Origin of the sequence: uncultured Halopseudomonas sp. (assembly GCF_963977355.1) — a bacterium.
Lineage (GTDB): Bacteria > Pseudomonadota > Gammaproteobacteria > Pseudomonadales > Pseudomonadaceae > Halopseudomonas.
On the sequence record NZ_CAXBOV010000002.1, the window covers coordinates 57700 to 81402 of the forward strand.

Below are 23703 nucleotides of genomic sequence, written 5' to 3' on the forward strand. Positions count from 1 at the left end.
CTGGCAGAGAGTGCTACTGCTTACATGGCAGGCAGTACGGCAATATCGATAATACCTTCTGGCAGCCCTTCAACATCACCCAGTGGAGTCGGCGCTCCGGTCTTCAGATCCACGGTGTGCAGTGTCTTGCCGGTTAGTACGTAAGCGGTGTTGCCGCCCATGCCGTCACTGACGATATCCATTGCGGCAGCGTCCAGGTTTTTGGCCAATTCACCAACGGGCTGTTGTACGCCATCATTTGGTGGGTTTTGCAGCATCAGCATGCCGCTTGAGAGATCCACGGTGTAAAGTTCGGTTTTCTCGGTGCCTGCATAGGAATTGGTGTAGGCGCCCGCGACGACTTTTTCCATCATGTCCATGCTCGCAAAATCGCTGGCGTAGGCGACAGTGCCATCAACTGCTACTTCGCCAGTCTCTACGTTCACGCGGAAATTCGTGCCGTCAGCCGCAAGCAGTCGCAGACGGTCAGCGACCGGATTGAAATCAACAACGGCGTGCTCATCTCCGGGAAGCTCCATCTGCAGCTGGGCACCAGCGGTGGCCTTGCCCGTCGCCATGTCCAGTGTATAGAGCTGGGTAGCGCCACTCAGGGCATACAGAGTGCCGTTTGCTGGACGCACATCAATGCCGCGCAGGTCGCTTGCACCCTCAACGGCCATGCTGGCACTTACGCTGAGCGTGTCGGTGTCTACCTTGTGCAACATGCCGTCTGCACCCAGGGCCAGCAGTTGGGCAGCGCTGGCGGTGCCGGCGGCCAAAGTCAGAGAAGTCGTCAGGATCAGTTTGTTGAAAGTATTCATTTGTGGTTCCTCGCATTCGTGGAGTGGTGGGTTGATCCCACCTGGCAAGGGGCTTTTCAAGCCACCTGCCAGTTAATACCCCCGAGGACCGGTTCTGGATGTCGCCAATCGAAAATAAATTTTTCGATGGCTCAATTGCTGGCGATAAGCACCGCCCGACCGATGTACAGCACTGGGCCGGTAGGTCGATCCAACGGCGAGCCACCAGCGGGCTCCAATGTGAGCTCAAACAGCTGGCCCGCTTGCACCGCGCCGATCTGTTCGGCGCTCAATGTGGTTTCCTGGCCGGGCTCGATCAGACCCAATGAACGGGGCCCATCTTTAGGATCAATGAGCGTCCAGAATTGCACGCTGCGATCATCCGGTATCTGATCCTCGACAAGTGACTTGAGGTTCAGTGCGCCGTCCTCGTTGATGGTTACTACCCAGCCTGGCTGGGCGCTTTCGCCTGGCTGTTGCAACACGGCGGTATAGCTTGGGCCTGGCGCGCCGATCTTCATCACGCCGGGTAGCCAGGTGAGCAAGACCAGCAGAGCCAACGCGCCGCTGGTCAGACGCCACACACCCAGACTCTGCCACCAGCGGGCAAGTCCCTGGGGGTGGGTGGTTTGCGTGTCTGCCGACCAGCCGAGAGTCTGTTGAATCCGTTCCCATAGGTATGGCGAGGGAGGTTGCGGCGGGAGCTCATCGGTCAGGTCAAGGAGGTGCCGCTCCCATTCCAGGGCCATGCGCGCCGTCTCACGGTCATTCTCGATAAGATCACGCACTTCACTGGCCTGAGGCTCGTCAAGCAGGCCCAGCACATACTCGCCGATCAGCGCCCGACGCGGCTCAAGTTTGTGTGGAATCATACCTGCAAACACTCCTGCAATGCGCGAAGTCCCGCGCGGATACGTCCCTTGATGGTGCCCAGCGGCGTGGTCAGTCGGCTGGCAATCTGTTCGTGGGTCAGTCCCCGGTAGAAAGCCAAAAGAATCGGGTGACGCCTGGGGCGCTCCAGTTGACCAAGACATCGGCGCAACTGCTGACCCTCCGATTGATTGCTGGCGTGCTCCTCAGCCTGTGGACTGTCGTCGGCCATCTGCTCGATAAAGCTATCGTCGGTCTGGACCAGCCGTCCGCGTCCGCGCAGCTGGTTGAGGGCGCGGTATCGCATGATGCTGTAGATCCAGGCACGACCCTGGCCCAGACTGCGATCGAAGCGATGCGCGTTGCTCCAGACCTTGACCAGTGCATCGTGCACACAGTCCTCCGCCTGATCGCGTCGTCCCAGAATCGTTATCGCCAGCCCCAGTAGCTGGCCGGCTTCCTGTTTATACAACCGCTTGAAGGCGGCATGGTCCCCGCCCGCGCAGGCTTCCAGGGTGCCTTCATAATCGAAGTTGCTGTCTTCCATGCTCCGTTTCTTGCTCCATCACTGTGTCTTTCCAACAGGCTATACCCGCCAGCAGGCTGCACGGATGTGCAGGCTGCAATAAAAAGGGGATTGTTCGTGTGTAATTGTTTCAAGACTCGGCCGAGGGGCCGAGCCAGTCGATGCCAAGGATGGGCATATCAAACAAACAAATCAGCCAAAATAGTACCTCAGCATCCATACACCCATTCCCATCATCATCAGGTTTTCGGTGAGTGAAACGAAGCCAAGCGGCACGTTACTGCTGCCACCCACGCAGGCGCATTTAAGCTCACGGCGATCAATATACACAGCCTTGAATACAGACACCGCACCGATGGTACCGATAAATAGCGCTACAGGAATCGCCACCCACAATAGCGCGCCGGCTATCATCAATACGCCCGCAAGCAGCTCACCAAATGGGTAAAGATAGGAGTAGGGCACCTTGCGCTGGGCGAGCAGGTCGTAATTGAGAAACATGGTCGAGAAGCTTTCCACATCCTGCAGCTTTAATAGCGCCAGAATGGACATGCTGAACGCGATGAACAGTTCGGCGGTGCGGATAGTAAACACCCCGCCAAGCATCCAGCCCACCGCCAGGGCCAGCAACGCCGACACCCCAAAGACCGCGAGGACCGGCTGGTAGCTGGTTTCGTCCGGGGCCTTCACTTTCTTGCCCAGGTGGCGGCGAAGATCCTCATAACCACCGATGCGCTTTTTGCCGATAAATACTTGCGGCGTGGTGTCCACATCATGCCGCGCCTTGAATGCATCGATCTCTTCACGGGTGGTCAGCGGGTTGTCTTCGACGTTGTAGCCTGCACGCTCAAGCATATCGACCGACTTCAAGCCGAAGGGGCATAGGTGCTTTTTCATCACCATCCGGTAAACAGTCGCCTTGGCTTTCTCGTCCGAACTGTTTGATTCTGCTTTTTCTGTTACCGGTGAACCGGGATTCACAGGCTCGCTAGTGGCTGATTCTGGTATGACGGGTTCCAATGACATTTGCCTCTCCTTCTGGACCTGGGTCTACTTTATTGGGCAAGACAAGCGCGCATAGGTTCCTTGCGAGCGCTGGCGCTGTCGGTAAACTGGGCCTCATCACGAACTACAGGGAGGTTGCATATGCACACCATAGGCTTGATTGGCGGCATGAGCTGGGAATCCAGCCAGACGTATTATCAACTGATCAATCAGGGCATCAGGGATCAGTTGGGCGGATTGCACTCGGCTAAGCTGGTGCTCTACAGCGTGGACTTTGCCGAGATTGAAAATCTGCAGCACCAGGGTGACTGGGACGCCACGGCCAGGATTCTGGTTCGTGCGGCCAAAGCACTGGAAGCCGCTGGCGCCGACTTCATGGTGCTTTGTACCAACACCATGCACAAGGTCTCTACCCAAATCGAGGAGGCAGTCAGTATTCCGCTGCTGCATATTGCTGATGCGACCGCCACCGTGCTCAAGTCCGCCGGAGTCAGCAGGGTGGGTTTGCTTGGTACGCGCTTTACCATGGAGCAGGACTTCTATCGGGACCGATTGGAACGGCAAGGCATTCGTGTGCTGGTGCCGGATGAGTCGCAGCGCGAGCATATCCATGCAGTGATCTACGACGAGCTGTGCCTTGGCAAGATCAAGGCCGAGTCGAAAAAAGCCTATCTCGATATAGTCGCCTCCCTCGCCGGGCGCGGCGCGCAGGGCGTGATTCTGGGCTGCACCGAGATCGGCTTGCTGATTCAGGCCGCAGACACCACGGTGCCCTTGTTTGACACCACCCGAATCCATGCCGAGCAGGCTGTGCGCTTTGCCCTAGGCGGCAATCTGTCGGGTTAAAGCGGCGATCAGTATGCCGGCGGCGATGGCGGGCAGCGGTTTTTTTACCACCAGCATCATCACCGCGGTTGTAAGCAAAGCGAGGCGGGCAGCAGTATCGCCCTCCAGCGCGAGCGGAGCCAGCAGCGCAACCAGTACCGAGCCGGACACGGCGTTGATGAACTGCTTTACCCGATAGCCAATCGGTATGAACGACATCACATACACACCGCCCCAGCGTGTGGTCAGAGTCACCAGGGCCATAGCCAGAATGATCAGCAGGGCAAATAATCCAGTGGCTTCAACGTTCATGGTGCTTCTCCCTCCAGGCTAAACCCGCAACGCCGCCGGCCAGGGCACCCACTATCACGTGGCTGTTTTCAGGCAGGTACCAGTAAGCCATTAGCGAGCAGCCCGCCGCCACGGTCCAGATGCCCAGCATGCGCAGGTTCTTTTCGCCGCCCACTACCATGGCGAGTAGAAAGCAGCCCATGACCATGTCCAGACCCAGGGCCTTGGGATTGCTGATCAGGTTGCCGAAAGTCATTCCCAGCCAGGTACCGAAGACCCAGAACGACCACAGCGCCAGCCCGCCGCCAAACAGCAAACCCAGGCCCGGCTGCCCGCGTGTGAGGGCCTGCATCGACATTGCCCAATTGGCATCGGAGGCAATCAGCATTACGCCATAGCGTTTGGCCGCTGGTAGCCGGCTCAGCCAGGGATACAGCGTTGCACCCATCAGAAGATGCCGTGCATTGATCGCGAATACCGTGATCAGCAGGGTGAACAATGGCACCTGCGGACCCCACAGATCCAGCGCCGCAAACTGAGAGGCACCGGCGAAGACCAGCGCGCTCATGGTCAGGATCATCGAGTCGCTCAGTCCAGCCTGGGTCGCCGCCAGACCGAACGCCGCGCCAAAGGCAACGACGAATACGGAGATCGGAGCCAACTGTTTGAAACCGTCCCAGATAAGTTGTTTGTTGAGTTGGTGCAGCTCCGGATCGACGCTTGCCATAAATGCTCCTGAGAGATTTTGCCTGGCTGCATATTATGCACGGTGCCGCGGCATCGCCTTAGATACAGCTGTCGACAGGAACCGGCGCACACCCTTGCCGCCCCGTCGGCAATCGGCTAGGATCGTGCTCAATCAATGGAGATTCCCATGTCATTCCTGAACGAACAACGCGTAACTGCCCGCTGTGCCCTGAGCACCGGCAACGCCGTTGCGTGTGTGTCAGCGGTGGTCGGATATTTTTATTTTGGGTATTGGTTTAGCCGCATGCGCGCCTGATACCCCAGCAGGCGCCCGGTTCAAGGGTCGCCACCAGCAGTTTCCAAACCCCGGTCGGCCTCCCGCTCCGGGGTTTTTTATTGGCTGATAGTTGATGTTTTTCCACTACTGAAAAGAGGGTTACACCATGTTGAATGCAAACACCTATTACGCGGCTTCCTATCGAAACTGGCGATTTAGCGGCGCGATTCGCGATGCCACACCCCATCCAGACCGAACGCCACACAGACACCGATAGAGCCGCGGCGTCACAACGCCGCGCGAGGAACCCATAATGAATGCCACGCTTTCAACGCTTCACACCAGCACGCCCAGCGATCTGACTTTGGTCGATGCTGCCAGCACTGCAACTCGGCGCCATGCCACCCCATTACCAACCCCCGCGCAACTGCGCGGACGCTTGCCCTGCAGCGCCGCACTGGCCCGGCAGATCAATCAGCAGCGCGAGGCTATACGCGCTGTGCTCAATGGTAAAGATGACCGGTTGCTGGTTGTTGTCGGCCCCTGCTCCCTGCATGACCCCGACTCTGCGATGGAGTACGCGCAAAGGCTCGCTGAGCTGGCTCCCCAGGTTAACCAGCAACTGTTGTTGGTGATGCGCACCTACGTGGAAAAGCCGCGCACCACCGTGGGCTGGAAAGGGCTGATGTATGACCCGCACCTGGATAACAGCAGCGACATGGCAGAAGGTCTGGCCCTGTCTCGGCGTCTGATACTAGGCGTTGCCGAACTGGGTCTGCCGGTCGCGACCGAGTTGCTGCAACCCATGGCCGCCGGCTACCTGGATGATCTGTTGGGTTGGGCCGCTATTGGAGCGCGCACCAGTGAATCGCAGATTCACCGGGAGATGGTGAGTGGGCTGGCGTTGCCGGTTGGCTTCAAGAACGGTACCGACGGGAGCCTGAGCATTGCCTGTGACGCCATGCGGTCAGCTGCGCATCCGCATCAACACTTCGGCATGGATGACCACGGTCGGTCAGCTTTGATCCATACGCTGGGCAACCCGGACGCGCATCTCGTTTTGCGCGGCGGCTTACAGGCCCCAACTATCAGCCTGAGGCCGTCACAATGGCAAGACAAGCGCTTGAAAAGCAGGGCCTGGCAGCTCGGATAATTGTCGATTGCAGTCATGCGAACAGCAACAAGGACCCGATGCGCCAGCCCGATGTGCTGGCGTCGGTTATCGATCAGCGCAATGCCGGTGACCGAAGCCTGCGTGGTGTCATGCTCGAAAGCCATCTGTTTGATGGCAACCAACCGTTGGGCGCCGATCTGAAGTACGGCGTATCAGTAACTGACGCCTGCATTGGTTGGGCCGGTACCGAGCAGGCGTTGCTTAGCGCGGCGCGAGCCTTGCGGGCCTGAACTGTTCGTCGTGGCCCGGGCTTTTTTACTCAGCGTTTTAGGCTGATCCAGGTTGCCTCCGCGCAGGCCACGCGTTCGCCGTTGCTGCGGTAGAGGGCGCTGCCGGCATTGTGCTTGCGGCCGTCGTGCTTGATTGCCCAGGCTGAAACGATAAGTGTTTCCCCTGCCTGCACTGATTGCTCGATGCGTGCGCTGTAGCGGCCGAGCAGGGCCATGTCTGACACGGGTTTCACGGCAAAGAAACCGGGGCAATCCAGTGCCGCCCAGAGGTACTCGCTGGACACGTTACCCTGTGCATCAGCCAGATCCGCTGCCGGCTTCCAGAGTGCGGCAACCTGCTCCTCATGTTCGCATACGCCGCCGGCAAAGATTCGCAAGCCATCCCCTGGATCGCGATTTGTACCGCACACAAAGCAGCCGGGTAGATCATGGCGCACGCCGACAAAACGCTTTTGAGCTTCTTCAGCATCCTGCATTGCCGGCGGTGCAGGAATAGCCATGTCAAAGGTATAGGGCCGGGCAGTGGCTAATAATTGCTCGCCAAACTTCAGCTGAAGTCCATCTTCATGGGGGTGCAACTGAAGATCGGTATCCAGCGGCGGTGGCGCATGCAGTGTGACCTGGCAGGGCTGCTCCATATGCTGGGCAATGAGACCAGAGACGTAGCCACCATTGCCACTATTGGGCGGGCCGCAAAAACGACGGGCTATGTGCAGTGTTGTATTTTTCATGGAGTCTCCGGTGTGTGAGCAATATCTCATTTTACCCACTTGCTCCGCCCAGCAGCACAAGGAAGGGGTTGCATCCACAACGCTGATGTTGGTGTATTTGGGGATCTCGCGTTGCGGCATCGCGGCTTCCTCCGAGTCTGCGACTTCTAAACCGTCGACGCTGCTCTGCACAGCGAGTAAGCTTTCGATGACAGGCTTACTGCAACGAAACCCTGATGCAGTGGGCTAGGCTCTTACAGGGCGTCGACTTGTATTCTGAGCAAGCATGACCGTGCCATGATATCTGCGGTCGACAAGGTCAACCGGAAATCAACCAGGGATTACAATAATGTCTATTAGAATCAACGATATTGCACCCGACTTTACAGCGGACTCCACCGCCGGCGAGCTCAAGCTCCATGAATGGATCGGCGATAACTATGCCATTCTGTTCTCGCATCCCAAGGATTTTACGCCCGTATGTACCACTGAATTTGGTGCTGTGGCGCAGCTAGTACCTGAATTTGCCAAACGTAATACCAAGGTACTCGGCGTGTCCGTGGACAACGTGGAAGAGCACAAGAAATGGAAGCGCGATATCGAGTCGTTTGCCGGCGCTCCGGCGGACTTTCCGATCATCGATGACACCTCCCTCAATGTGTCCAAGTTGTACGATATGCTGCCCGCTGATGCCTATCTGCCTGATGGTCGCACTCCAGCTCACAGCGCTACGGTAAGGACGGTATTCATCATCGGTCCGGACAAGAAGGTACGTCTGACCATGTCCTACCCGATGGCTGTCGGCCGTAATTTTGCCGAAATCCTGCGTGCGCTGGATTGCGTCCAGACTACTGATGGCGCTTCAGTCGCAACACCGGCCAACTGGGTGCCCGGGCAGGACGTGATCGTCGCCTTGTCGCTGAATGATCAGCAGGCTGAGGAAAAGTTTGGCAAGCTCGATATCAAGCTGCCTTACCTGCGGTTCGCCAAGGCGCCGAAAAGCTCGTGATATGAGCGATAAAAGCTTGCGGCGCAAGGTCGCAAGCTTTTAGTCTCACAGCCATCCGACACAAAACCTCTGGCCCACGTCTGCACCCCGGACTCCGAGACGCCTGCTTAGGTATCGCGACACCACTCTCCCCAATTATGACTCCGACCTGACCCTCTAAACGGGGTCCACCTTTTTACATCCCAAGGTAGACGATCACCAATGACCCAGCCTGCAACAAAGCTTGGCTTCAACGCGACTTGGTCGATGGCCCTTGGCGGCATGATCGGTGGAGGGATTTTTTCGACGCTAGGCCTGGTGATCGGAATCGCAGGAGAGCTGGCTTGGTTGAGCTTTGCTGCAGCGGGGCTGATTGCCCTGGCGGCGGGTTACAGCTATGTGAAGTTGACCGCGCATTACGGTGAAGGTGCTGGCGCCTATACCTTCCTGTGTAAGATCAACGCCAAGGGACTGGCAGGCAGTCTGGCGTGGGTGTTGATTGTTGGTTATGTGCTAACCAATGCCGTGTATGCCTTCACTTTCGGGCAGTACCTGGGGCATGTCGTTGGCCTTGAGACCTGGTTTCCACGCGTGGCCGGCCTGGCCATTATCGCTTTGTTCGTAGGGTTGAACCTGCGGGGAGTAGGCGAGGCGGGGATCATTGAAGTGGTGCTCGTGTGGTTCAAGTTGGCGGTGCTGGTTGCGCTCGCCGGCTGGGGCCTGGCCCAGTGGGATCCGCCCATGCTTTCCCGGGGTGTTCCCGATGCGGGCGTTGGTGCAGCGCTGTTTGGTGCTGCCGCGGTGTTCATGGCTTATGAAGGCTTTCAACTGCTGACATACGACTACGAAGATATTGAGAACCCACAAAAAACGCTGCCCCGCGCAGTTCTGTCTGCGATCGTCGTGGTGATTCTTGTGTATATCGGAGTGGCCCTTGGCACGGCAATGCTGATTGGTGCTGACCAGGTAGTGGAGCATGAGGAGGTCGCTCTGGCCATCGCCGGACAGCAGGCGTTTGGCGTGGTTGGCGTCATTGTCGTCACTATAGCAGCAGCGTTTTCTACCGGATCTGCCATCAACGCCACACTTTTCGCCACAGCACGACTGACCCACAGGGTTGCCGAGGACGGAGAATTACCCGCCATTCTCACGCACAAGAATGCGAAGGGAATCCCTGACTATGCGGTCATCAGCCTGGGCTTGGGGGCAGCCATCCTCGCCACGCTGGGCAGCCTTGCGACGCTCGTTGAAGCGGCCAGTCTGGCATTTCTACTCACCTTTGCCATTGTTTGCGGTCTCGCCTTTCATCAGCAGGCGGGGTGGCGAGTGGTGACCGGATTTGGCGCCCTTGCCGGAACCGCTACCGCGATTGCACTGGTATTTCGTTTGTTGGAGACCGACCCGCTGGCGCTCGTTTTCCTCGGGCTGCTGGTCCTGATTGCTCTGTTCGGGCGTCCACTGTTGCTCCGCCAGATAAAGACGAAAGAACGCCGGAGTTGAGCGATCTTGGCGCAGCCAGCAGGCTTGGATTCGGTTTATCCAGGCCTGCTCGCCGCCGTGCCTTCAGGCCGGTTCTGCTAAAGCAACTGCCTCAACGGTCGCCAGTAACGAATCGACTAAAACATTCACCTTGCGTAACGCCTCGGTAACGGATGTGGCCAGCAGTTCGCCACCGACTTCCTGTCCTTCCACAGCGATGCAGTGCACACGGGTAATGCCGATAAACCCCAATGCGGTTAATAGGCTGGGTTCCAGGTGATTCATATGCGCCATTTGTCCGCCTGCTTCAAAGCCCACTCCGCCTCTGGCGGTGAGAATGACCGCGTGCCTCGGCCGGTCTGCGAGCAGCGGAATGTAGGGCTCGATGGGGTTGGTTTCGTCGATTCCGACTGTGCGGCCGGGTCGCACCACCTGATCCACCCAGGCCTTGAGTGCGGCTGGCATGCCAAAGTTGTACAGCGGTGTGCCGATGACCAAGATGTCAGCGGCTATTAGCTCCGCGACCAGTTGTTCGCTCTCTGCCAGCGTGTCGAGCATCCAGGGTTCCCGCTGCCCATCGGGTGTGAAGGAGGATGCGATCCAGTCATGGGTAATGAAGGAGGGCGGATTCTGGCCTATGTCTCGATAGGTGACGGGATCTGCTGGCCTGCTGGCCTGCCATTGGCTGACGAAAAATTGCGAGAGATTGCGACTATGAGAGCCGTGTTCGATTCTGCCGGCGATTCCCGGTCGGGCGCTGGCGTCAATGTGCAGAATATGGGGCATGGTAGATCTCCTTAAAATAGTTGAAGTCATCTGTAAGCGGTTGCAGAATCAGCTTATGAACCGCAGTTAAGCGGTACAAACGATCTTTTCTTCAGGCTACAGATGAGAGGAATTCACCCATGGCCCGTCGCCAACTTCCTTCACTATCTGCTCTGCGAGCCTTTGAGGCGGCTGCGCGCCATGAAAGCGCCAAACAGGCTGCCCTGGAACTGTCTGTTACACCCACGGCCATCAGTCATCAGATCCGCGGGCTGGAGGAATCCCTGGGTATCGCATTGTTTTTGCGCAAACCCCGGCAGCTTGAATTGACCGGCCAGGGACGAGAGCTGCAGCAGGTGCTAGAGTCTGCGTTCGATGACATCAGCGGCGCCGTTGAACGTCTGAGCGCCGCGCCATCTCGCAGGCCTATTACTCTCTCCACTACACCGGCGGTGGCGGCGCGCTGGCTGCTGTCATGGGTTTGCCTGTTGCGCGAGAGCCATCCGGATATTGATTTACGTATCCATGCTACCCATGAGGCCGTCGCTCTGGACGGTGTAACAGCAGATATGGGGATTCGTTACGGTGATGGTCACTGGCCGGGACTGGTGGCCGAGAAACTGTTGGATAACACCTTTATCCCCACCTGTAGTCCCCATATAGGATTGCGCGATGTTGACCAGTTGCCCCGTCACCCGCTGATTCATTTTCGACCCCAGGGGATGGCAAGCACCCCGCTGGACTGGGATGTCTGGCAGAAGGAGGCGCAGATTCCGGGGCTGGATGTGGGCGCAGGATTGGTGTTCTCGGACGAGACCCATGTTATTGCCGCCGCTGTCAGCGGTCAGGGCGTGGCGTTGCTGGGGCGCGAGTTGATAGAAGACGAGCTGGCCGAAGGGCGCCTGGTGCAGCCGTTTGGCCCGGAACTGCAAGGCAAACCATTCTTTCTGGTGTACCCGGAGCGTCGCCGTGACGACCCGACCATTCAGGCCGTTCGGGATTGGATGATGAAGGTGCCCGGAGGTGTCTGTAGCCTAGCTCGCTAGGCAATAGCGCTGGCCACCCGCGCGCTTGGCTCTATACATGGCTTCATCGGCCAGCCTGACCAGATGTTGTTCATCCCGGCTGTGTTCGGGATAGACCGCAATGCCCAGGCTTGGCGTACTGATCAGTGTCTGGCCATCCAGAAGATAGGGTTCGCTCAATGCCGCCAGCACCTTCTCGGCGACCAGCACGGCATCTTCTTGTTTGGTGATATTCTCCAGCAAGATAGCAAACTCGTCCCCACCCAGACGCCCCACCGTATCGGAATCACGTACACACAGGCAGAGCCGCTTGGCAACTTCACGCAGCAGCATGTCACCCATGCCATGGCCGAAGGTGTCATTGACCAGTTTGAAGTTGTCCATGTCCAGATACATCACGGCCAGCCGCAAACTGCCGCGCTGTGATCGCTTAACGGCAATGCCCAGGTGGTCCAGAAAAAGCGCCCGGTTTGAAAGCTCGGTCAACTGATCATATTGAGCCAGATACTCCAGCCGCGATTGCGTTCGTTTGCGCTCGATCGCATCGGCCAGCTGGTTGGCCATGAACTGGATAAGCTCCATGTCATGCTGGGTATAGCGCAGCTTCCCCGAATAATTTTGCAGTACTAGCGCGCCGATTGTCGCCTTGCCGGCTATCAGGGGTACACCCAGCCAGTCGCGTGGAGGGGAGGTAGATTGGGGCGTCAGCAAAAGAGCTTCGCCGGTGCGAATCATCTGTTTGCACAGCTCATTAGCTTCAAGCGGCTGTGTGGGAGGAGGAGGGACAACCTGGTCCACGTGATACGGAAAGCTCAGTTCATCGCTAGTGGCATCGTACAAGGCCACAAAAAAATTGTCCGCACACATCAGTTGACCAACAATCTCATGCACACGCGCGTAAAGCTCGTTCAAATCTGCGGCCCTGTGGGCCGCCTCGGAAACGTTATACAGCGCTGATTGCACTGCGTCAGCGCGTTTGCGAGCTGTGATATCGCGGGCCACGCCGACGCGCACTTGTTCTTTTTCGAGCCACTGGGCCGTCCACATGACATGCACGATGCTGCCGTCCTTGTGGATATAACGGTTCTCATGATCGATAGAAGGGCTGCCCGAGTTTATGTGCTCAATAACAGCCAGGCTTGCCTCCCTATCTTCTGGATGCATCAGCTCGAAGGCCGTGCGACCGACCATTTCCTCGGGCCGAAAACCAAACACCTGCTCACTGGCCGCGCTGACCGAAAGGAAACGGCCCTCAATATCGACCACACAGACCACGTCCAGCAGCATATCCAGCAGTTTTTCGTGGGGAAGAGGGGGGGTTGAGCTCATGCGGGCTATCATACGGCCAGTGCTGGCGGGCACGCTAGCACGATGATGTTATTTTACTATTAAATTCAAATAGCTGGCTGCAATCCTGGTACCTGATCTCATCTACACTGTCTGCCAGGGCTGCAGGCACCGCTACAGCCGATGATGCGATGGCGGAAATCCATTGCAAGGAGAGCGTATGCAGAGGCTGGTGTGGGTTGTGGTTGGATGCGCTCTTGCCGTGGCGGCATGTGAGCGTTCCAAGGCCTATTCGCCAGGCAGTGGTACGCCGTTGGCCGTCGAAGTGGCGCCGGTTACCCAGGGCGACTGGTATCAGCCACCGGTGGGCGCTTCATGGCAATGGCAGTTGTTCGTCGACGACGAGCACCAGTTGAACACCAGTTACGACGTGACCATTTACAATATCGACCTGTTCGACACCCCCGTATCCACTATCAACGCGCTGCAGGATTCGGGGCATCGCGTGGTCTGCTACTTCTCAGCTGGCTCCTGGGAGGACTATCGGCGCGACCGTGATCAATTCACCAGCGAGGAACTGGGTAAAACGCTGGACGGATGGCCCGCCGAGCGTTGGCTGGATATCCGTTCGCCCAATGTGCAGCACATCATGACGCAGCGCCTGGATCTAGCCGCTGCAAAGGGTTGCGACGCGGTGGAGCCGGATAACGTACAGGGCTATCTGGAGGAGACCGGCTTTGACATCAGCGGCGAAGACCAGTTGGCCTACAATCGTTTTATCGCCAATCAGGCACGCTTGCGGGGTTTGGGTGTGGCCCTGAAGAATAGCCTTGAACAGGTAGAGGCTCTGGTCGACTACTTTGACTTCTCCATCAACGAGCAGTGCTTCCAGTACAACGAATGCGACCAGCTGACGCCCTTTATCGAGGCAGGCAAGCCGGTGCTGCATGCCGAGTACCCGGCACACAACGACGACCTCAGCCTGGATGATGAGGCCTCTATTGCGCGACTGTGCAGCGAGTCGGAGAGACTGAGGTTCAGTACATTGATCCTGCCGGTCAATCTGGATGACAGTTTTCGCGTTGCCTGTCCCATGCTTTTTCCGATGTAGTAGCCACCTGTTACCCGCAGGCCGACATAGAGGTGCATGCTGGTCTCACCAATAGAGGAGAGCGAAACATGTCCGCCAAAAAATTACTGCTGCTGGCCGGTGATTACACCGAAGACTACGAAACCATGGTGCCTTTTCAGGCCCTGACCATGCTCGGTTATGAAGTGCACACAGTGTGCCCGGATAAAAAATCAGGTGACACGGTGCGTACCGCGATTCATGACTTTGAAGGTGATCAGACTTATACCGAGAAACCAGGCCATAATTTCGCGCTGAACTACGATTTTGACCAATTACAGGTCGACGATTACGTAGGCCTGGTGGTGCCCGGTGGACGGGCTCCGGAATATCTGCGTCTCAACGACCGGGTTATCGAGATTGTGCAACAGTTCGACAAGGCCCAGAAACCCATCGCAGCGGTTTGCCACGGAGCGCAAATCCTTGCCGCAGCAGGCATTCTCAAGGGGCGCGAGTGCAGCGCTTATCCGGCCTGTGGCCCAGATGTGAAAATGGCTGGTGGTACGTATATGGATATTCCGGTGGATCAGGCCCACACTCAGGGCAATCTGGTCACGGCTCCCGCGTGGCCGTCGCATCCTGCCTGGCTGGCTGCGTTCGTCAAACTGCTGGGCGCCAAGATAACGTTGTAATCTGGACAATCAACAAACAGGTGGTGGCCGCATGTGTGAACTTTACGTCAAAGCCGATCCGATTCTTTATGAGTCGCGTTCCCGCTCTCTGCGCATACGCGGTGTGGTCACCACTTTACGCCTGGAAAATCAGTTCTGGCAGATCCTTCAGGAGATCGCCGAGGTCGATGGCATGACCACCAATCAACTGATCACCAAGTTATATGACGAGATCATGGAGTTGCGGGGGGAGGTGGTGAACTTCGCCTCGTTTCTGCGCGTTAGTTGCACTCGATATCTGGCTCAACGCGAGGCGCGCCCGGTACCGCTTTCAGTGGTGCGAAGTTCGGTTGGTTAGGTCTGCTGGTGATGTGTAACGCTGCAGAATCCGTTCATAGCTGCCATCGTCAACCAGTTGCTGTAGTGCGGCCGTGTAGGCCTCAACAAAACCGGGATCATTCGATCTTTTGCTGAACGCAACTTCAGCGGCGTCGCTGGAGACGATGACATTGGTCGCTTTGATCTTATCACCCAGACCCAGGTTGTGAATTTCGTAAGCGCCGGTCCGTGCATCGGCAATCACCCCGTCAATTCGGTCCCTATCAAGCATGCGCCACAGGCTTTCCCGTTTGGCTACCATGGTTACCCGGTCCGCGAACCCGGGGTCACTCATGGCTTGCTGAAAATCCAGTCCGTAATACACCTTGATCTGAGCACCCAGCCTAAAGTCGGTATTTATCAGGTCTGTCAGGCGCGACACTGGCCACTTGGCAATGGCCTTCTCGCTCATAAACAGAATGTTATGCGAGACAGGTATCACCTTGCCGGAGAAATATGCATAGTTTTCCCGCTCGGGTCGACGAAAGGCATCAGGCAATATATCCAGCCGGCCCTGTTCCAGCTCCCTGAGTGCCCGTGCCCAGGGCAGCTTGCGCATGGAGACATCACAGCCCAGACGCTCCAGGACTATTCGGTTGATCTCAACATTGATCCCCGAAATGTCTCCGTTAGGCATTTGCATACTGAACGGCGGGTCATCGTCCCAGCGCACACTTTTCTCGCACTGGGCTTCCGCCAGCGCGGACCAGCATGCCAGCAATGGGAGCAGGGCCGCCAAATGGCGGCGTGGCAGGGCTGAACAGATTACAGCGGTAGCATTCAAGATCGTCATCCGTGCAGACCTTGTTGAAGTGGTCAAGGGGCCAGAGGAACCTGACGCTTGTGTTCAGTAGCATCATAGTACCTGGTGATAATTCTCGCCGCTTCTTCGTCTACGGGCTCGCCCAGCAGAAACGCATCAATCTGCTCATAGGTAACGCCGTGGGCCTCTTCGTCCGGCCTGCCGGGCTGCAGCTCTTCCAGATCCGCAGTGGGAGTCTTTCCGACCAGCTGCGCTGGTGCGCCTAACGCCGCCCCGATACTGCGTACCTGGCCCTTGGTCAGTCCGGCCAGGGGAGTCAGATCGCAAGCACCATCACCGAACTTGGTAAAAAAGCCCATTACCGCCTCGGCGGCATGGTCTGTTCCTACTACCAGGCCGCCGACATAGTTGGCCAGGGTGTACTGAGCGATCATGCGTGCTCGCGCCTTGACGTTGCCTTTCACAAAGTCATGCTTGGCAGCTTCACCTTGCACATCGGTAAAGCAGGCCATCATGCCATCTACGGCGCCCTTTATATCCACGGTGCGCATTTGATCCGGCTTGATGAAGCTCAGCGCTGTCTGTGCGTCATGCTCATCGGCTTGTATGTTATAGGGCAGGCGCATGGCATAAAAAGTGGCCTCATAGTCATCGGCACGCAGCGACTCGACAGCCAGCTGGCAGAGCCTGCCGCAGGTAGTGGAATCCACGCCGCCACTGATCCCGAGTACCAGCGCCCTGGTACCGGAACTACGAACCGTGCTCTTGATGAAATCAATCCTTCGCTGGATCTCCTGCTTGATCTCGGCAGTGCTCTTCAGGTCAGGATTGACCTGCAATGCGCTACGGATCTCAGCGCCGCTAGTAGCTGCAGTGCTCATACTTGTCTCCTTGGTATCTGATACCGGAATGCGTAAAAGACGGGTCAACGGATACCATAGACGAGGTTGATGTTTACACCAAGAGTCAACTCGTTGCTTTGGGTGTCTAAACCGGGAGCTCGACGGCTACTTATTTGGCGATTTACATCACAGCTTTGAGATATTGTCGTTGGAAATCGCATGTCGGTGTGGGAGCCTTGCTCAGCGCAAAACAGGGCGCCTGCGCCCTGCCAGCGTCATTCCCTGAACTGTCTGTAGCCAAACCTGGCCTGTAATAGTTTGCCCCTGGAGATTTAGCATGTTTCGGCATGAACCCGCCTCTGCTGCAGGCCTGACTGCAGCGGATTCCGCAACTCTGCGCATGAGTGTAAGTAGCCGTGCATTTCTGGCGATGGTGGCTGGGGTTTTATTGGGGGCGCCCTGGTTTGATCAGGGACTGTATTGGACCGCCTGGTTTGGTGCTGTGCCGCTACTGTTCGCCCTGCGCGGGACGACCTTACGCGCCGCCTGGCTGCTTGGTTGGCTGGCCGGTGCCGTGTACTTTGCGATTGCAACCTACTGGATCATCGACTTCGTCATCAATCTGCGCGGTTTCAGCTTGCCCGTCGCAGTGCTGCTGGGCGTGGTCTTCTGGTGCTATGCCGGCCTGGCCACGGGCCTTTCCTGCCTGCTGTTTCGCTGGGTCTCACGGCACCTGCCGCGCTGGGATCTGTTGAGCTTTCCGGTTTGCATGGTCGTGCTCATGGAGATCTACCCGCTGCTGGTCGGCACCTATTATGCTGAAGCGCAATCGCGATTTCTGCCGGGGCTGCAGGGCGTGGCGCTCCTGGGTGTGCAGGGCATGGACATGCTGATGATGTTGAGCGGAGCCCTGCTATTCACCTTGCTGATCGACCGAGGACGCTCCCAGCGGGTGGGCATGGCGCTCGCAGCCAGCGTATTGCTGGCCTGGTTTGCCTACGGATTCATCAGCTTGCAGGCCTGGGACACGCGAATGCTTGAATGGGATACCCGCCAGATCGGCCTGGTGCAGCCCAACGACGCGGTCACCCTCGCCATACCGGAGCCGCCCAGTGGGTTCAGCCGCGAGTATCCGCCCGAGCTAGCCGCTACAGAGCGTCTGGCCGCTGCCGGTGCCCAACTGGTGATCTGGCCAGAAGCCCGTTACAAGGGTTACTTCGACAAGCCCTCGGTCCGCAACAGTTATGCCTCCGTACTCAACGACCTGGGTATTCCCCTGATTCTGCATGACTCGGAACGTGCCTGGACCAACGGCGACTACACCGATTACAACTCCCTGGTGCATCTGGACGCCCGCGGCGCTCAGGCCGGTGTGTATCGCAAGATGCTGCGCATGCCGCTGGGCGAGTATTTACCCGATTTCTTTCACTTGCCGGGCATCAGCTGGGTAACGCGACGCTTTTTCGGCGACTTTGTGCGCCCCCTGCAGCCAGGGACCGTACACAGGGAATTCAGAATCAACGGCATGCGTCTGTTACCCAAGATCTGTTATGAAGCCGCGTTCCCGAGTTTTGTCGCAGAATCAGTGGGCAGCAACGGGGCGGGCAAGGTGCTGCTTTTCGTCTCCCAGGACAACTGGTTCGGTGAGACTGCCCAGCCATTTCAGCATGCGTCCATGTCCGTGGTGCGCGGTGTCGAAAACCGCTTGCCGATGATCCACCTGATCAACAACGGCCCCTCGGTGGTTTCTGCACCCAACGGACGCATCACCGCACGCACCCAGGCCTTCGCCCAATCGGAAATCGTCGCCTCCATGCCATTCTCAGCTACCTCCGGCGGGAGTTTCTACAGCCGTAACCCGCAGATTGTGCGCTATCTGCAGTATGGGATTCTGGCTATGCTGGCGCTGATGATTCTAATCAGACGCAAGGGGCTGGCGCCGAGCACGACCTCAAAGGAAGACAGGTAATGATACTCAACAAGATAAGAAAGCTGTTCTCAGGCAGCCTCTACGTGCGAATCAGCGAGGAGCGGCTGCAAGTCCACCACCTGGAAAACGGCCTGGTGTTTGATCAGCGGCCCTTCATCGCCCTGGATGCCTCCAACCCGCGCAAGGTAACCGTCAAGGCGATCGGTGATGAGGCCTATGCCCTGAAATCGGACAGCCGGTTTACCGTCTCTAATCCCTTTGCCCATCCGCGGATGCTGGTAAGCAACTTCGGTAACGCCGAAAGGGTGCTTACCCACGCCATACGAGCAGTGCATTCTGCACAATTCATCGCCCCCAGCCCGCTCGTGGTTATGCACCCTCTGGAAAAACTCGAGGGAGGGCTGACAGAGATCGAGTGTCGTGTATTCCGTGAGCTCGCGCTGGGCGCAGGTTCGAGGGAGGTGCGGCTACACGTGGGCGATGAGCTATCGGTCAAGCATTTTGCCTGGGACCAGATCTGCGAGCCCGGCGGACGTTAGGCAACATCCGGGAGCGATTCAGGCAGCAGGTGACCCTGTTACATTTCGCCATCGCGCATCACTTTAAGTTCTGAGTCACCTTGGGCAAAGCCGCGCTCCAGTTTGGTTTTAAGCAGCAAATCGGTACGTGAGTCTGCGTGGTGCAAGGCTTCTTCCATGCTGATCGCGTCAGCTTCCAGCAGCTCAAACAGGTGCTGATCAAATGTCTGCAGGCCCTGTTCGCGGCTACGGGCCATGGCCGAGCGGATTTCCCCAAGCTCATCACGGGAAATGAGATCGACAATGTATGGCGTGCGCAGCAACAGCTCCACGGCGGGCAATCTCTTTTTATGCTTGCCGCGCAGCAGCCGCTGGCCAATAACTGCGGCCAGGTTCATGGAGATATCACCCAGCACCTGCTGACGATTGTCATTCGGGAACATGTTGATCATGCGTTCGATAGCCTGGACGGTATTGGTGGCATGCAACGTCGCCAATACCAGGTGTCCGGTTTCGCTGTAGTGCAGGGCGTGTTGCATGGTGTCGCGATCACGGATCTCGCCAATCATGATGACGTCGGGTGACTCACGCAGCACGTTGCGCAATGCCTCCGAGAAGCTGGCTGTATCGAGGCCCACCTCGCGCTGATTAACAATCGAAAGCTTGTGGTGGTGCAGGAACTCAACCGGGTCTTCAATACAGATAATGTGGCCGGTCTGATGCGTATTGCGATAGTCGATCATCGACGCCAGGGTTGTTGATTTGCCCGAGCCGGCCGCGCCCACTACCAGCACCAATCCACGGTCTAGCTCCACCAATTCCCGAAGCTTCAGCGGTAAGCCAAGCTCATCGATACCGGGTATCACGCTGTTTATATGGCGTATCACCATGGCAACTTCGCCACGCTGATAGAAAGCATTGATGCGAAAGCGCCCGGAGCCGGGGACCCCGATACCCAGATTCATTTCCAGGGTGCGCTCGAACTCGGAAACCTGTTTCTGGTTCATCAGCTGATAGGCCAATTGCTTCACCGCGCCGTTTTCCAACGCGGGACCTTCCAGGGCCACGACCACGCCGTCGCGCTTTAAATTGACGGGCGCGCCAACGCTGAAATACAGGTCAGAGCCGCCCTGTTCAACCATCGAATGCAAAAAGCTGAAAACATCCATAACCTTCCTTAGAAATCACCCGTTCAAAATCGTCAAACGTAGCAGTACGTTAAAGCATAGCCTGAATCAGAGTTAACGCAGAGCTAAAGCTGGTGACAGCCAGGTGTGGTGACTTGATAATCCCGGGCACTGAATTTGTTACCCTGTACCTGCATTCAAGTGAGGACGTGATCCTCCCGTACTTTCCGACAACAACAGAGGTACCGCATGATCTGGACTGTTTATTTATCCGGTGAGATCCATACCGACTGGCGTGATCAGGTTCAAGCCGGGGCAGAGGCCGCCGGGTTGCCAGTGGAGTTCACCGCTCCTGTCACTCACCACGAATCCAGCGACGCAGCTGGCGATATGCTGGGCAAGCCAGAGGTGCCGTTCTGGCGCGATCACCAGTCCGCCAAGGTCAACAGTATTCGTACCAAGACGCTGCTGGAACAGTGTGATGTGGCGGTGATCCGCTTCGGTGACAAGTACAAGCAGTGGAACGCTGCCTTCGATGCAGGCTACTGCGCCGCCATGGGTACGCCCTACATAACGCTGCATGATGCCGATATCATTCACCCCCTGAAGGAAGTAGATGCAGCGGCCATGGCCTGGGCGCAAACGCCTGAACAGGTGGTCGAGGTATTGAAGTACGTTACGTCAGCTAGATAGCGACTCGACTCCGATCACCCGGTAATCCTGTAGGTCGAGGGTCTGCTCGCAACGTCGCAGTCAAGCCCTCAATCCTCCCAACGCTCGTCACGCCGGGTAATACAGGCAGCCAACAGCTCCTCCAGTGATGCCTGCAATTGCTGCATGAATAGATTGCTGTCCTCACCCGGCAGCAAGGCCTCACCAATGGCCACATCGCAGTTGAACGGCACCAGCATGGACTCGCCCTTGGGCAGAGCGCGACCAAGGCCGTGCATGGCGATGGGGGTGACGGTCGTGCCGGGGTGGCTGCGTGCGAGGTGATAGATGCCTTTGCGCAGCGGCTGCAGTTGTTCGGCTTCGCCGCGGCTGCCTTCGGGGAATAGCAGCAGTATCTCGTCATTGGCGAGCGCTTGTTGGCACAGGTCAAACACCTTCTCCTTGTCGACCTGGCTCTGCCGGTCGAGCGGGATGATGCCGATCACGTTGAGTGACAGCCAACTGGTGAAGCGGTTTCGCAGAAAGTAGTCCGCGGCCGCTACGGGGCGCACGCGGTGTAGCTGGCTGAGCGGGTAGAGTGCCATAAGCACCAGGGTATCAAGATGGCTGTTGTGGTTGGCTGCGAGGATTGCCGGACCGCGCACAGGTAGGCGCTGCGCGGAATACATGTTGAGGCCCAGCAGCAGATAGACCACCGGTTTGACTATCAGTAGAAAAAATAGCCGCTTGGGCAGACGTTGAAAGAACGACATGGTGGCCTCAGTAGCTGGTGTAAACGAGGAAGTGGAAGAACAGCGGCGCGGTGTACATCAGGCTGTCGATACGATCGAGAATGCCGCCATGGCCGGGAATCAGCTGGCTGGTGTCCTTGATGCGCAGGTCACGCTTGACCGCAGAGATGGTCAGGTCGCCAACAAAGCCGGCGATGCCGATCAGCAAACCGGCCCCCAGGCCCAGCCAGAAGCTCAGCGGCGTCAGCCAGGGAGCCAGCAGACCGCCGAGCAGCGTGGTGGTGGCAACGCCACCCAGAAAGCCAGCCCAGGTCTTGTTGGGGCTGATGGTCGGCACGATCTTGCGCTCGCCAAACTTCTTGCCCCAGATGTACTGCGCCACATCGTTGAACTGGGTAAGAAATACCAGATACAGCACCAGCCCCACGCCGCCGCCCGAGGCGTTCTGGTCTGCTGGCAGCACAAGCAGGTAAGCCACGTGGCTGATGGCAAACACCGTGGTCATGATCGCCCATTGATAGGAGCCCACCGCACGTATAAAGCCCTTGGTTTCGCCCAGCATCAGCAAGCCAAAGGGGATCAGCAGGAACAGGTACACCGGAATAAAGACGATGAACATGCGGTACCAGTCAATCGCGATCCAGTAGTACTGCAGCGGCACCATCAGGTAGAGCGCGAGGATCAGGCGACGGTCGCTGATGCGCACCGGCAGAATCGAGAAGATTTCCCGCAGCGCGATAAAGCTCAATATCGCGAAGAAGATCAACGAGGCTGTCTGGCCGATCATCAGAGCCGTAAAGACCACCGCGACCATGACCCACCATGAGTTGATGCGTTGCTTGAGCTCCAGGTGCGCTTCAGGGCTGAGACGCGAGCGCAGACGCCACTGGGTAATCGAGGCCACCACCAGCATGGCCAGTACCACCAGCATGGCCACCAGCGCACTGGGGGTGAGATCGAGCATAAAGGCTAGGCCGAGATCCATGTCAGTTGGCTCCACGTTGTTGCAGGCGCATATAGGCGCCAATCAGGCGGCGCATCGCAGTCACCGCGCTACCCACCACAAGCAAAATCAGGCTGATCCAGAGCACCATGCCGTAGTGCCCCCAGAAAATCTCCAGGGCAGAAATCACCGCGGCCACGGTAATCAGCGCCATGCGCTGCTGTTTGGCCATGGGTCCGCGAAAGTCCGCCGGCAGCCCCAGGGAGACGCCCAGAACGCGAATGTAGGCTGTCATCACCGCCAACAGGGCGCCGAGCCAGGCCAGCCACATGGCGCTGGGGTAATCCGGCAGCGCGAAACCGCAGGCCACGATCAGCAGTGGATCGGCAATACGGTCCGGCACGTCATTGAACAGCTCACCCGCCGGCGTCTGCTTGCCGCCTTCCATCGCCACCATGCCATCGAACAGATTGCACAGCAGGCGCAATTGAATCAGCAGGGCTGCGGCCACAAACCACATTGACCGCTCACCCGCCAGCGTCTGCCCGGTCATCACCAGCGCAGCGCAGCCGCCCAGGGCAAACACCACACTGAGAACCGAGATCTGATTGGGTGTGACGCTGCGGCGGCTCAGCCAGCCAGCGAAGCGGCGCGTCAGTTGCTGGTCACGAATTTTCAGGGGGCGTCGGTTATTTAAGTCAGTCATGGGCTTGCTGCTCCGAGCTGGCGGCATCGCGCGCCAGGGAAAAGGTGAGATACAGGCAATAGGCAAAAGCCAGGCCGCTGGGCGGCAAGATGGTGGTCCAGAGCGCTGGAGTAGCATTGGCGGTATGTGCCAGCCAGAGTGCGCTGAAACTGACTGAGACGATCAGCAGTGGTGGCGCCGCGATACGTAGAACGGGGCCGGGCAAGCGGACGAACAGGGCATTGACGCAAACGGCCATGACCAGGGTAATGATGGCGCTGGCACAGCCCTGCAGCAGACCGGCGAACAATGCTTCGCGGTGACCGGCAGACCAGTTGGCCAGTAGGGCCCAACCACCCCAGAGTATGAAGGCCAGCGCCGCTGCCAACAGGCGACCGGGAGCCAGGGCGCTCATTGCGCCTGGCCAGTTGCGCAGGGCAGGGGGCGATGCGGAAA

General features: G+C 57.9%; 26 protein-coding genes and 1 pseudogene. 11 read left to right on the top strand and 16 right to left on the bottom strand.

All coding sequences use genetic code 11. The features are described from left to right. Nucleotides 1-20 precede the first annotated feature (20 nt). The 4 genes from AAC076_RS01310 to AAC076_RS01325 form a co-directional block, all read right to left on the bottom strand. Nucleotides 21-800 (bottom strand): DUF4394 domain-containing protein, encoded by a 780-nt coding sequence (locus tag AAC076_RS01310; protein WP_339842545.1) that lies wholly within the window; start codon nt 798-800, stop codon nt 21-23. A 131-nt stretch (nt 801-931) separates the two neighbouring features. Next, nucleotides 932-1651 (bottom strand): anti-sigma factor, encoded by a 720-nt coding sequence (locus tag AAC076_RS01315; protein ID WP_339842546.1) that lies wholly within the window; start codon nt 1649-1651, stop codon nt 932-934. After that, entirely contained in the window at nt 1648-2196 is a 549-nt protein-coding gene (locus tag AAC076_RS01320; protein ID WP_339842547.1) for a sigma-70 family RNA polymerase sigma factor, read from the bottom strand. The genes AAC076_RS01315 and AAC076_RS01320 overlap by 4 nt, the downstream gene beginning before the upstream one ends. A gap of 171 nt (nt 2197-2367) precedes the next feature. Next, on the bottom strand, nt 2368-3201 hold the full coding sequence (locus AAC076_RS01325) for a MauE/DoxX family redox-associated membrane protein (RefSeq protein ID WP_339842548.1): 834 nt from the start codon (nt 3199-3201) through the stop codon (nt 2368-2370). A gap of 120 nt (nt 3202-3321) precedes the next feature. Here AAC076_RS01325 and AAC076_RS01330 point away from each other — a divergent pair, with 120 nt between their 5' ends. Further along, nucleotides 3322-4026 (top strand): aspartate/glutamate racemase family protein, encoded by a 705-nt coding sequence (locus tag AAC076_RS01330; protein WP_339842549.1) that lies wholly within the window; start codon nt 3322-3324, stop codon nt 4024-4026. Here AAC076_RS01330 and AAC076_RS01335 read toward each other — a convergent pair. Beyond that, entirely contained in the window at nt 4003-4317 is a 315-nt protein-coding gene (locus AAC076_RS01335) for an AzlD domain-containing protein (RefSeq protein WP_339842551.1), read from the bottom strand. The genes AAC076_RS01330 and AAC076_RS01335 overlap by 24 nt on opposite strands. Next, nucleotides 4307-5023, bottom strand: a complete 717-nt coding sequence (locus AAC076_RS01340) for an AzlC family ABC transporter permease (RefSeq protein ID WP_339842552.1) — start codon at nt 5021-5023, stop codon at nt 4307-4309. Before AAC076_RS01340 ends, AAC076_RS01335 begins: the two co-directional genes overlap by 11 nt. 550 nt (nt 5024-5573) lie before the next feature. Between AAC076_RS01340 and AAC076_RS01345 the strand changes: the two are divergent. Continuing rightward, nucleotides 5574-6664 (top strand): annotated as a pseudogene (locus tag AAC076_RS01345) (3-deoxy-7-phosphoheptulonate synthase). A 29-nt stretch (nt 6665-6693) separates the two neighbouring features. On the opposite strand, the gene AAC076_RS01350 reads toward AAC076_RS01345, so the two are convergent. Then, nucleotides 6694-7395, bottom strand: a complete 702-nt coding sequence (locus AAC076_RS01350; RefSeq protein ID WP_339842553.1) for a hypothetical protein — start codon at nt 7393-7395, stop codon at nt 6694-6696. A 328-nt stretch (nt 7396-7723) separates the two neighbouring features. On the opposite strand from AAC076_RS01350, the gene AAC076_RS01355 reads away from it, so the two are divergent. Next, nucleotides 7724-8383 carry a peroxiredoxin gene (locus tag AAC076_RS01355; RefSeq protein WP_339842554.1) on the top strand — a complete coding sequence of 220 codons (660 nt, stop codon included), beginning with the start codon at nt 7724-7726 and terminating at the stop codon, nt 8381-8383. A 201-nt stretch (nt 8384-8584) separates the two neighbouring features. Then, nucleotides 8585-9862 (top strand): APC family permease, encoded by a 1278-nt coding sequence (locus tag AAC076_RS01360; RefSeq protein WP_339842555.1) that lies wholly within the window; start codon nt 8585-8587, stop codon nt 9860-9862. A gap of 63 nt (nt 9863-9925) precedes the next feature. Here AAC076_RS01360 and AAC076_RS01365 read toward each other — a convergent pair whose 3' ends face one another. Further along, entirely contained in the window at nt 9926-10627 is a 702-nt protein-coding gene (locus tag AAC076_RS01365; protein WP_339842556.1) for an NAD(P)H-dependent oxidoreductase, read from the bottom strand. A gap of 119 nt (nt 10628-10746) precedes the next feature. Between AAC076_RS01365 and AAC076_RS01370 the strand changes: the two genes are divergently transcribed. Further along, entirely contained in the window at nt 10747-11652 is a 906-nt protein-coding gene (locus AAC076_RS01370) for a LysR substrate-binding domain-containing protein (protein WP_339842557.1), read from the top strand. Here the strand turns inward: AAC076_RS01370 and AAC076_RS01375 are convergent. Further along, nucleotides 11641-12960: a diguanylate cyclase gene (locus tag AAC076_RS01375; RefSeq protein ID WP_339842558.1), complete on the bottom strand. Its 1320-nt coding sequence runs from the start codon at nt 12958-12960 to the stop codon at nt 11641-11643. The two genes, AAC076_RS01370 and AAC076_RS01375, sit on opposite strands and share 12 nt — an antisense overlap. Before the next feature lie 178 nt (nt 12961-13138). On the opposite strand from AAC076_RS01375, the gene AAC076_RS01380 reads away from it, so the two are divergent. From AAC076_RS01380 to AAC076_RS01390, 3 genes are all read left to right on the top strand, one after another. Continuing rightward, entirely contained in the window at nt 13139-14029 is an 891-nt protein-coding gene (locus AAC076_RS01380; RefSeq protein ID WP_339842560.1) for an endo alpha-1,4 polygalactosaminidase, read from the top strand. Nucleotides 14030-14097: 68 nt separating this feature from the next. After that, entirely contained in the window at nt 14098-14679 is a 582-nt protein-coding gene (locus tag AAC076_RS01385) for a DJ-1/PfpI family protein (RefSeq protein ID WP_339842561.1), read from the top strand. A gap of 31 nt (nt 14680-14710) precedes the next feature. Next, a complete protein-coding gene (locus AAC076_RS01390; RefSeq protein ID WP_339842562.1) occupies nt 14711-15016 on the top strand; it encodes a ribbon-helix-helix domain-containing protein in 306 nt (101 codons plus the stop codon). Here the strand turns inward: AAC076_RS01390 and AAC076_RS01395 are convergent. Beyond that, nucleotides 14990-15829 (bottom strand): transporter substrate-binding domain-containing protein, encoded by an 840-nt coding sequence (locus AAC076_RS01395; protein ID WP_339842563.1) that lies wholly within the window; start codon nt 15827-15829, stop codon nt 14990-14992. The genes AAC076_RS01390 and AAC076_RS01395 overlap by 27 nt on opposite strands. 23 nt (nt 15830-15852) lie before the next feature. After that, complete coding sequence (nadE, locus tag AAC076_RS01400) at nt 15853-16680, bottom strand: ammonia-dependent NAD(+) synthetase (protein WP_339842564.1); 828 nt, start codon at nt 16678-16680, stop codon at nt 15853-15855. Between the two features lie 298 nt (nt 16681-16978). Between nadE and lnt the strand changes: the two genes are divergently transcribed. Both lnt and AAC076_RS01410 read left to right on the top strand, forming a co-directional pair. Continuing rightward, nucleotides 16979-18610 (top strand): apolipoprotein N-acyltransferase, encoded by a 1632-nt coding sequence (lnt, locus tag AAC076_RS01405; protein WP_339842565.1) that lies wholly within the window; start codon nt 16979-16981, stop codon nt 18608-18610. Next, nucleotides 18610-19110, top strand: coding sequence for a rod shape-determining protein (locus AAC076_RS01410; protein WP_339842566.1), 501 nt, complete (start codon nt 18610-18612; stop codon nt 19108-19110). Before lnt ends, AAC076_RS01410 begins: the two co-directional genes overlap by 1 nt. 38 nt (nt 19111-19148) lie before the next feature. Here AAC076_RS01410 and AAC076_RS01415 read toward each other — a convergent pair whose 3' ends face one another. After that, nucleotides 19149-20258 (bottom strand): PilT/PilU family type 4a pilus ATPase, encoded by a 1110-nt coding sequence (locus AAC076_RS01415; protein ID WP_339842567.1) that lies wholly within the window; start codon nt 20256-20258, stop codon nt 19149-19151. 207 nt (nt 20259-20465) lie between these two features. Between AAC076_RS01415 and AAC076_RS01420 the strand changes: the two genes are divergently transcribed. Then, the gene (locus AAC076_RS01420; protein ID WP_339842568.1) at nt 20466-20909 is read left to right on the top strand and encodes a YtoQ family protein; all 444 of its coding nucleotides are present in this window, start codon (nt 20466-20468) and stop codon (nt 20907-20909) included. A gap of 68 nt (nt 20910-20977) precedes the next feature. Here AAC076_RS01420 and AAC076_RS01425 read toward each other — a convergent pair whose 3' ends face one another. From AAC076_RS01425 to AAC076_RS01440, 4 genes are read right to left on the bottom strand one after another with little or no spacing between them, the layout of a single operon-like run. After that, on the bottom strand, nt 20978-21640 hold the full coding sequence (locus AAC076_RS01425; RefSeq protein ID WP_339842570.1) for a lysophospholipid acyltransferase family protein: 663 nt from the start codon (nt 21638-21640) through the stop codon (nt 20978-20980). 7 nt (nt 21641-21647) lie between these two features. Next, nucleotides 21648-22604 (bottom strand): phosphatidate cytidylyltransferase, encoded by a 957-nt coding sequence (locus AAC076_RS01430; protein ID WP_339842571.1) that lies wholly within the window; start codon nt 22602-22604, stop codon nt 21648-21650. A gap of 1 nt (nt 22605) precedes the next feature. Beyond that, nucleotides 22606-23268: a CDP-alcohol phosphatidyltransferase family protein gene (locus AAC076_RS01435; RefSeq protein WP_339842572.1), complete on the bottom strand. Its 663-nt coding sequence runs from the start codon at nt 23266-23268 to the stop codon at nt 22606-22608. Next, entirely contained in the window at nt 23261-23662 is a 402-nt protein-coding gene (locus AAC076_RS01440) for a hypothetical protein (RefSeq protein WP_339842573.1), read from the bottom strand. The genes AAC076_RS01435 and AAC076_RS01440 overlap by 8 nt, the downstream gene beginning before the upstream one ends. Nucleotides 23663-23703: the final 41 nt, after the last annotated feature.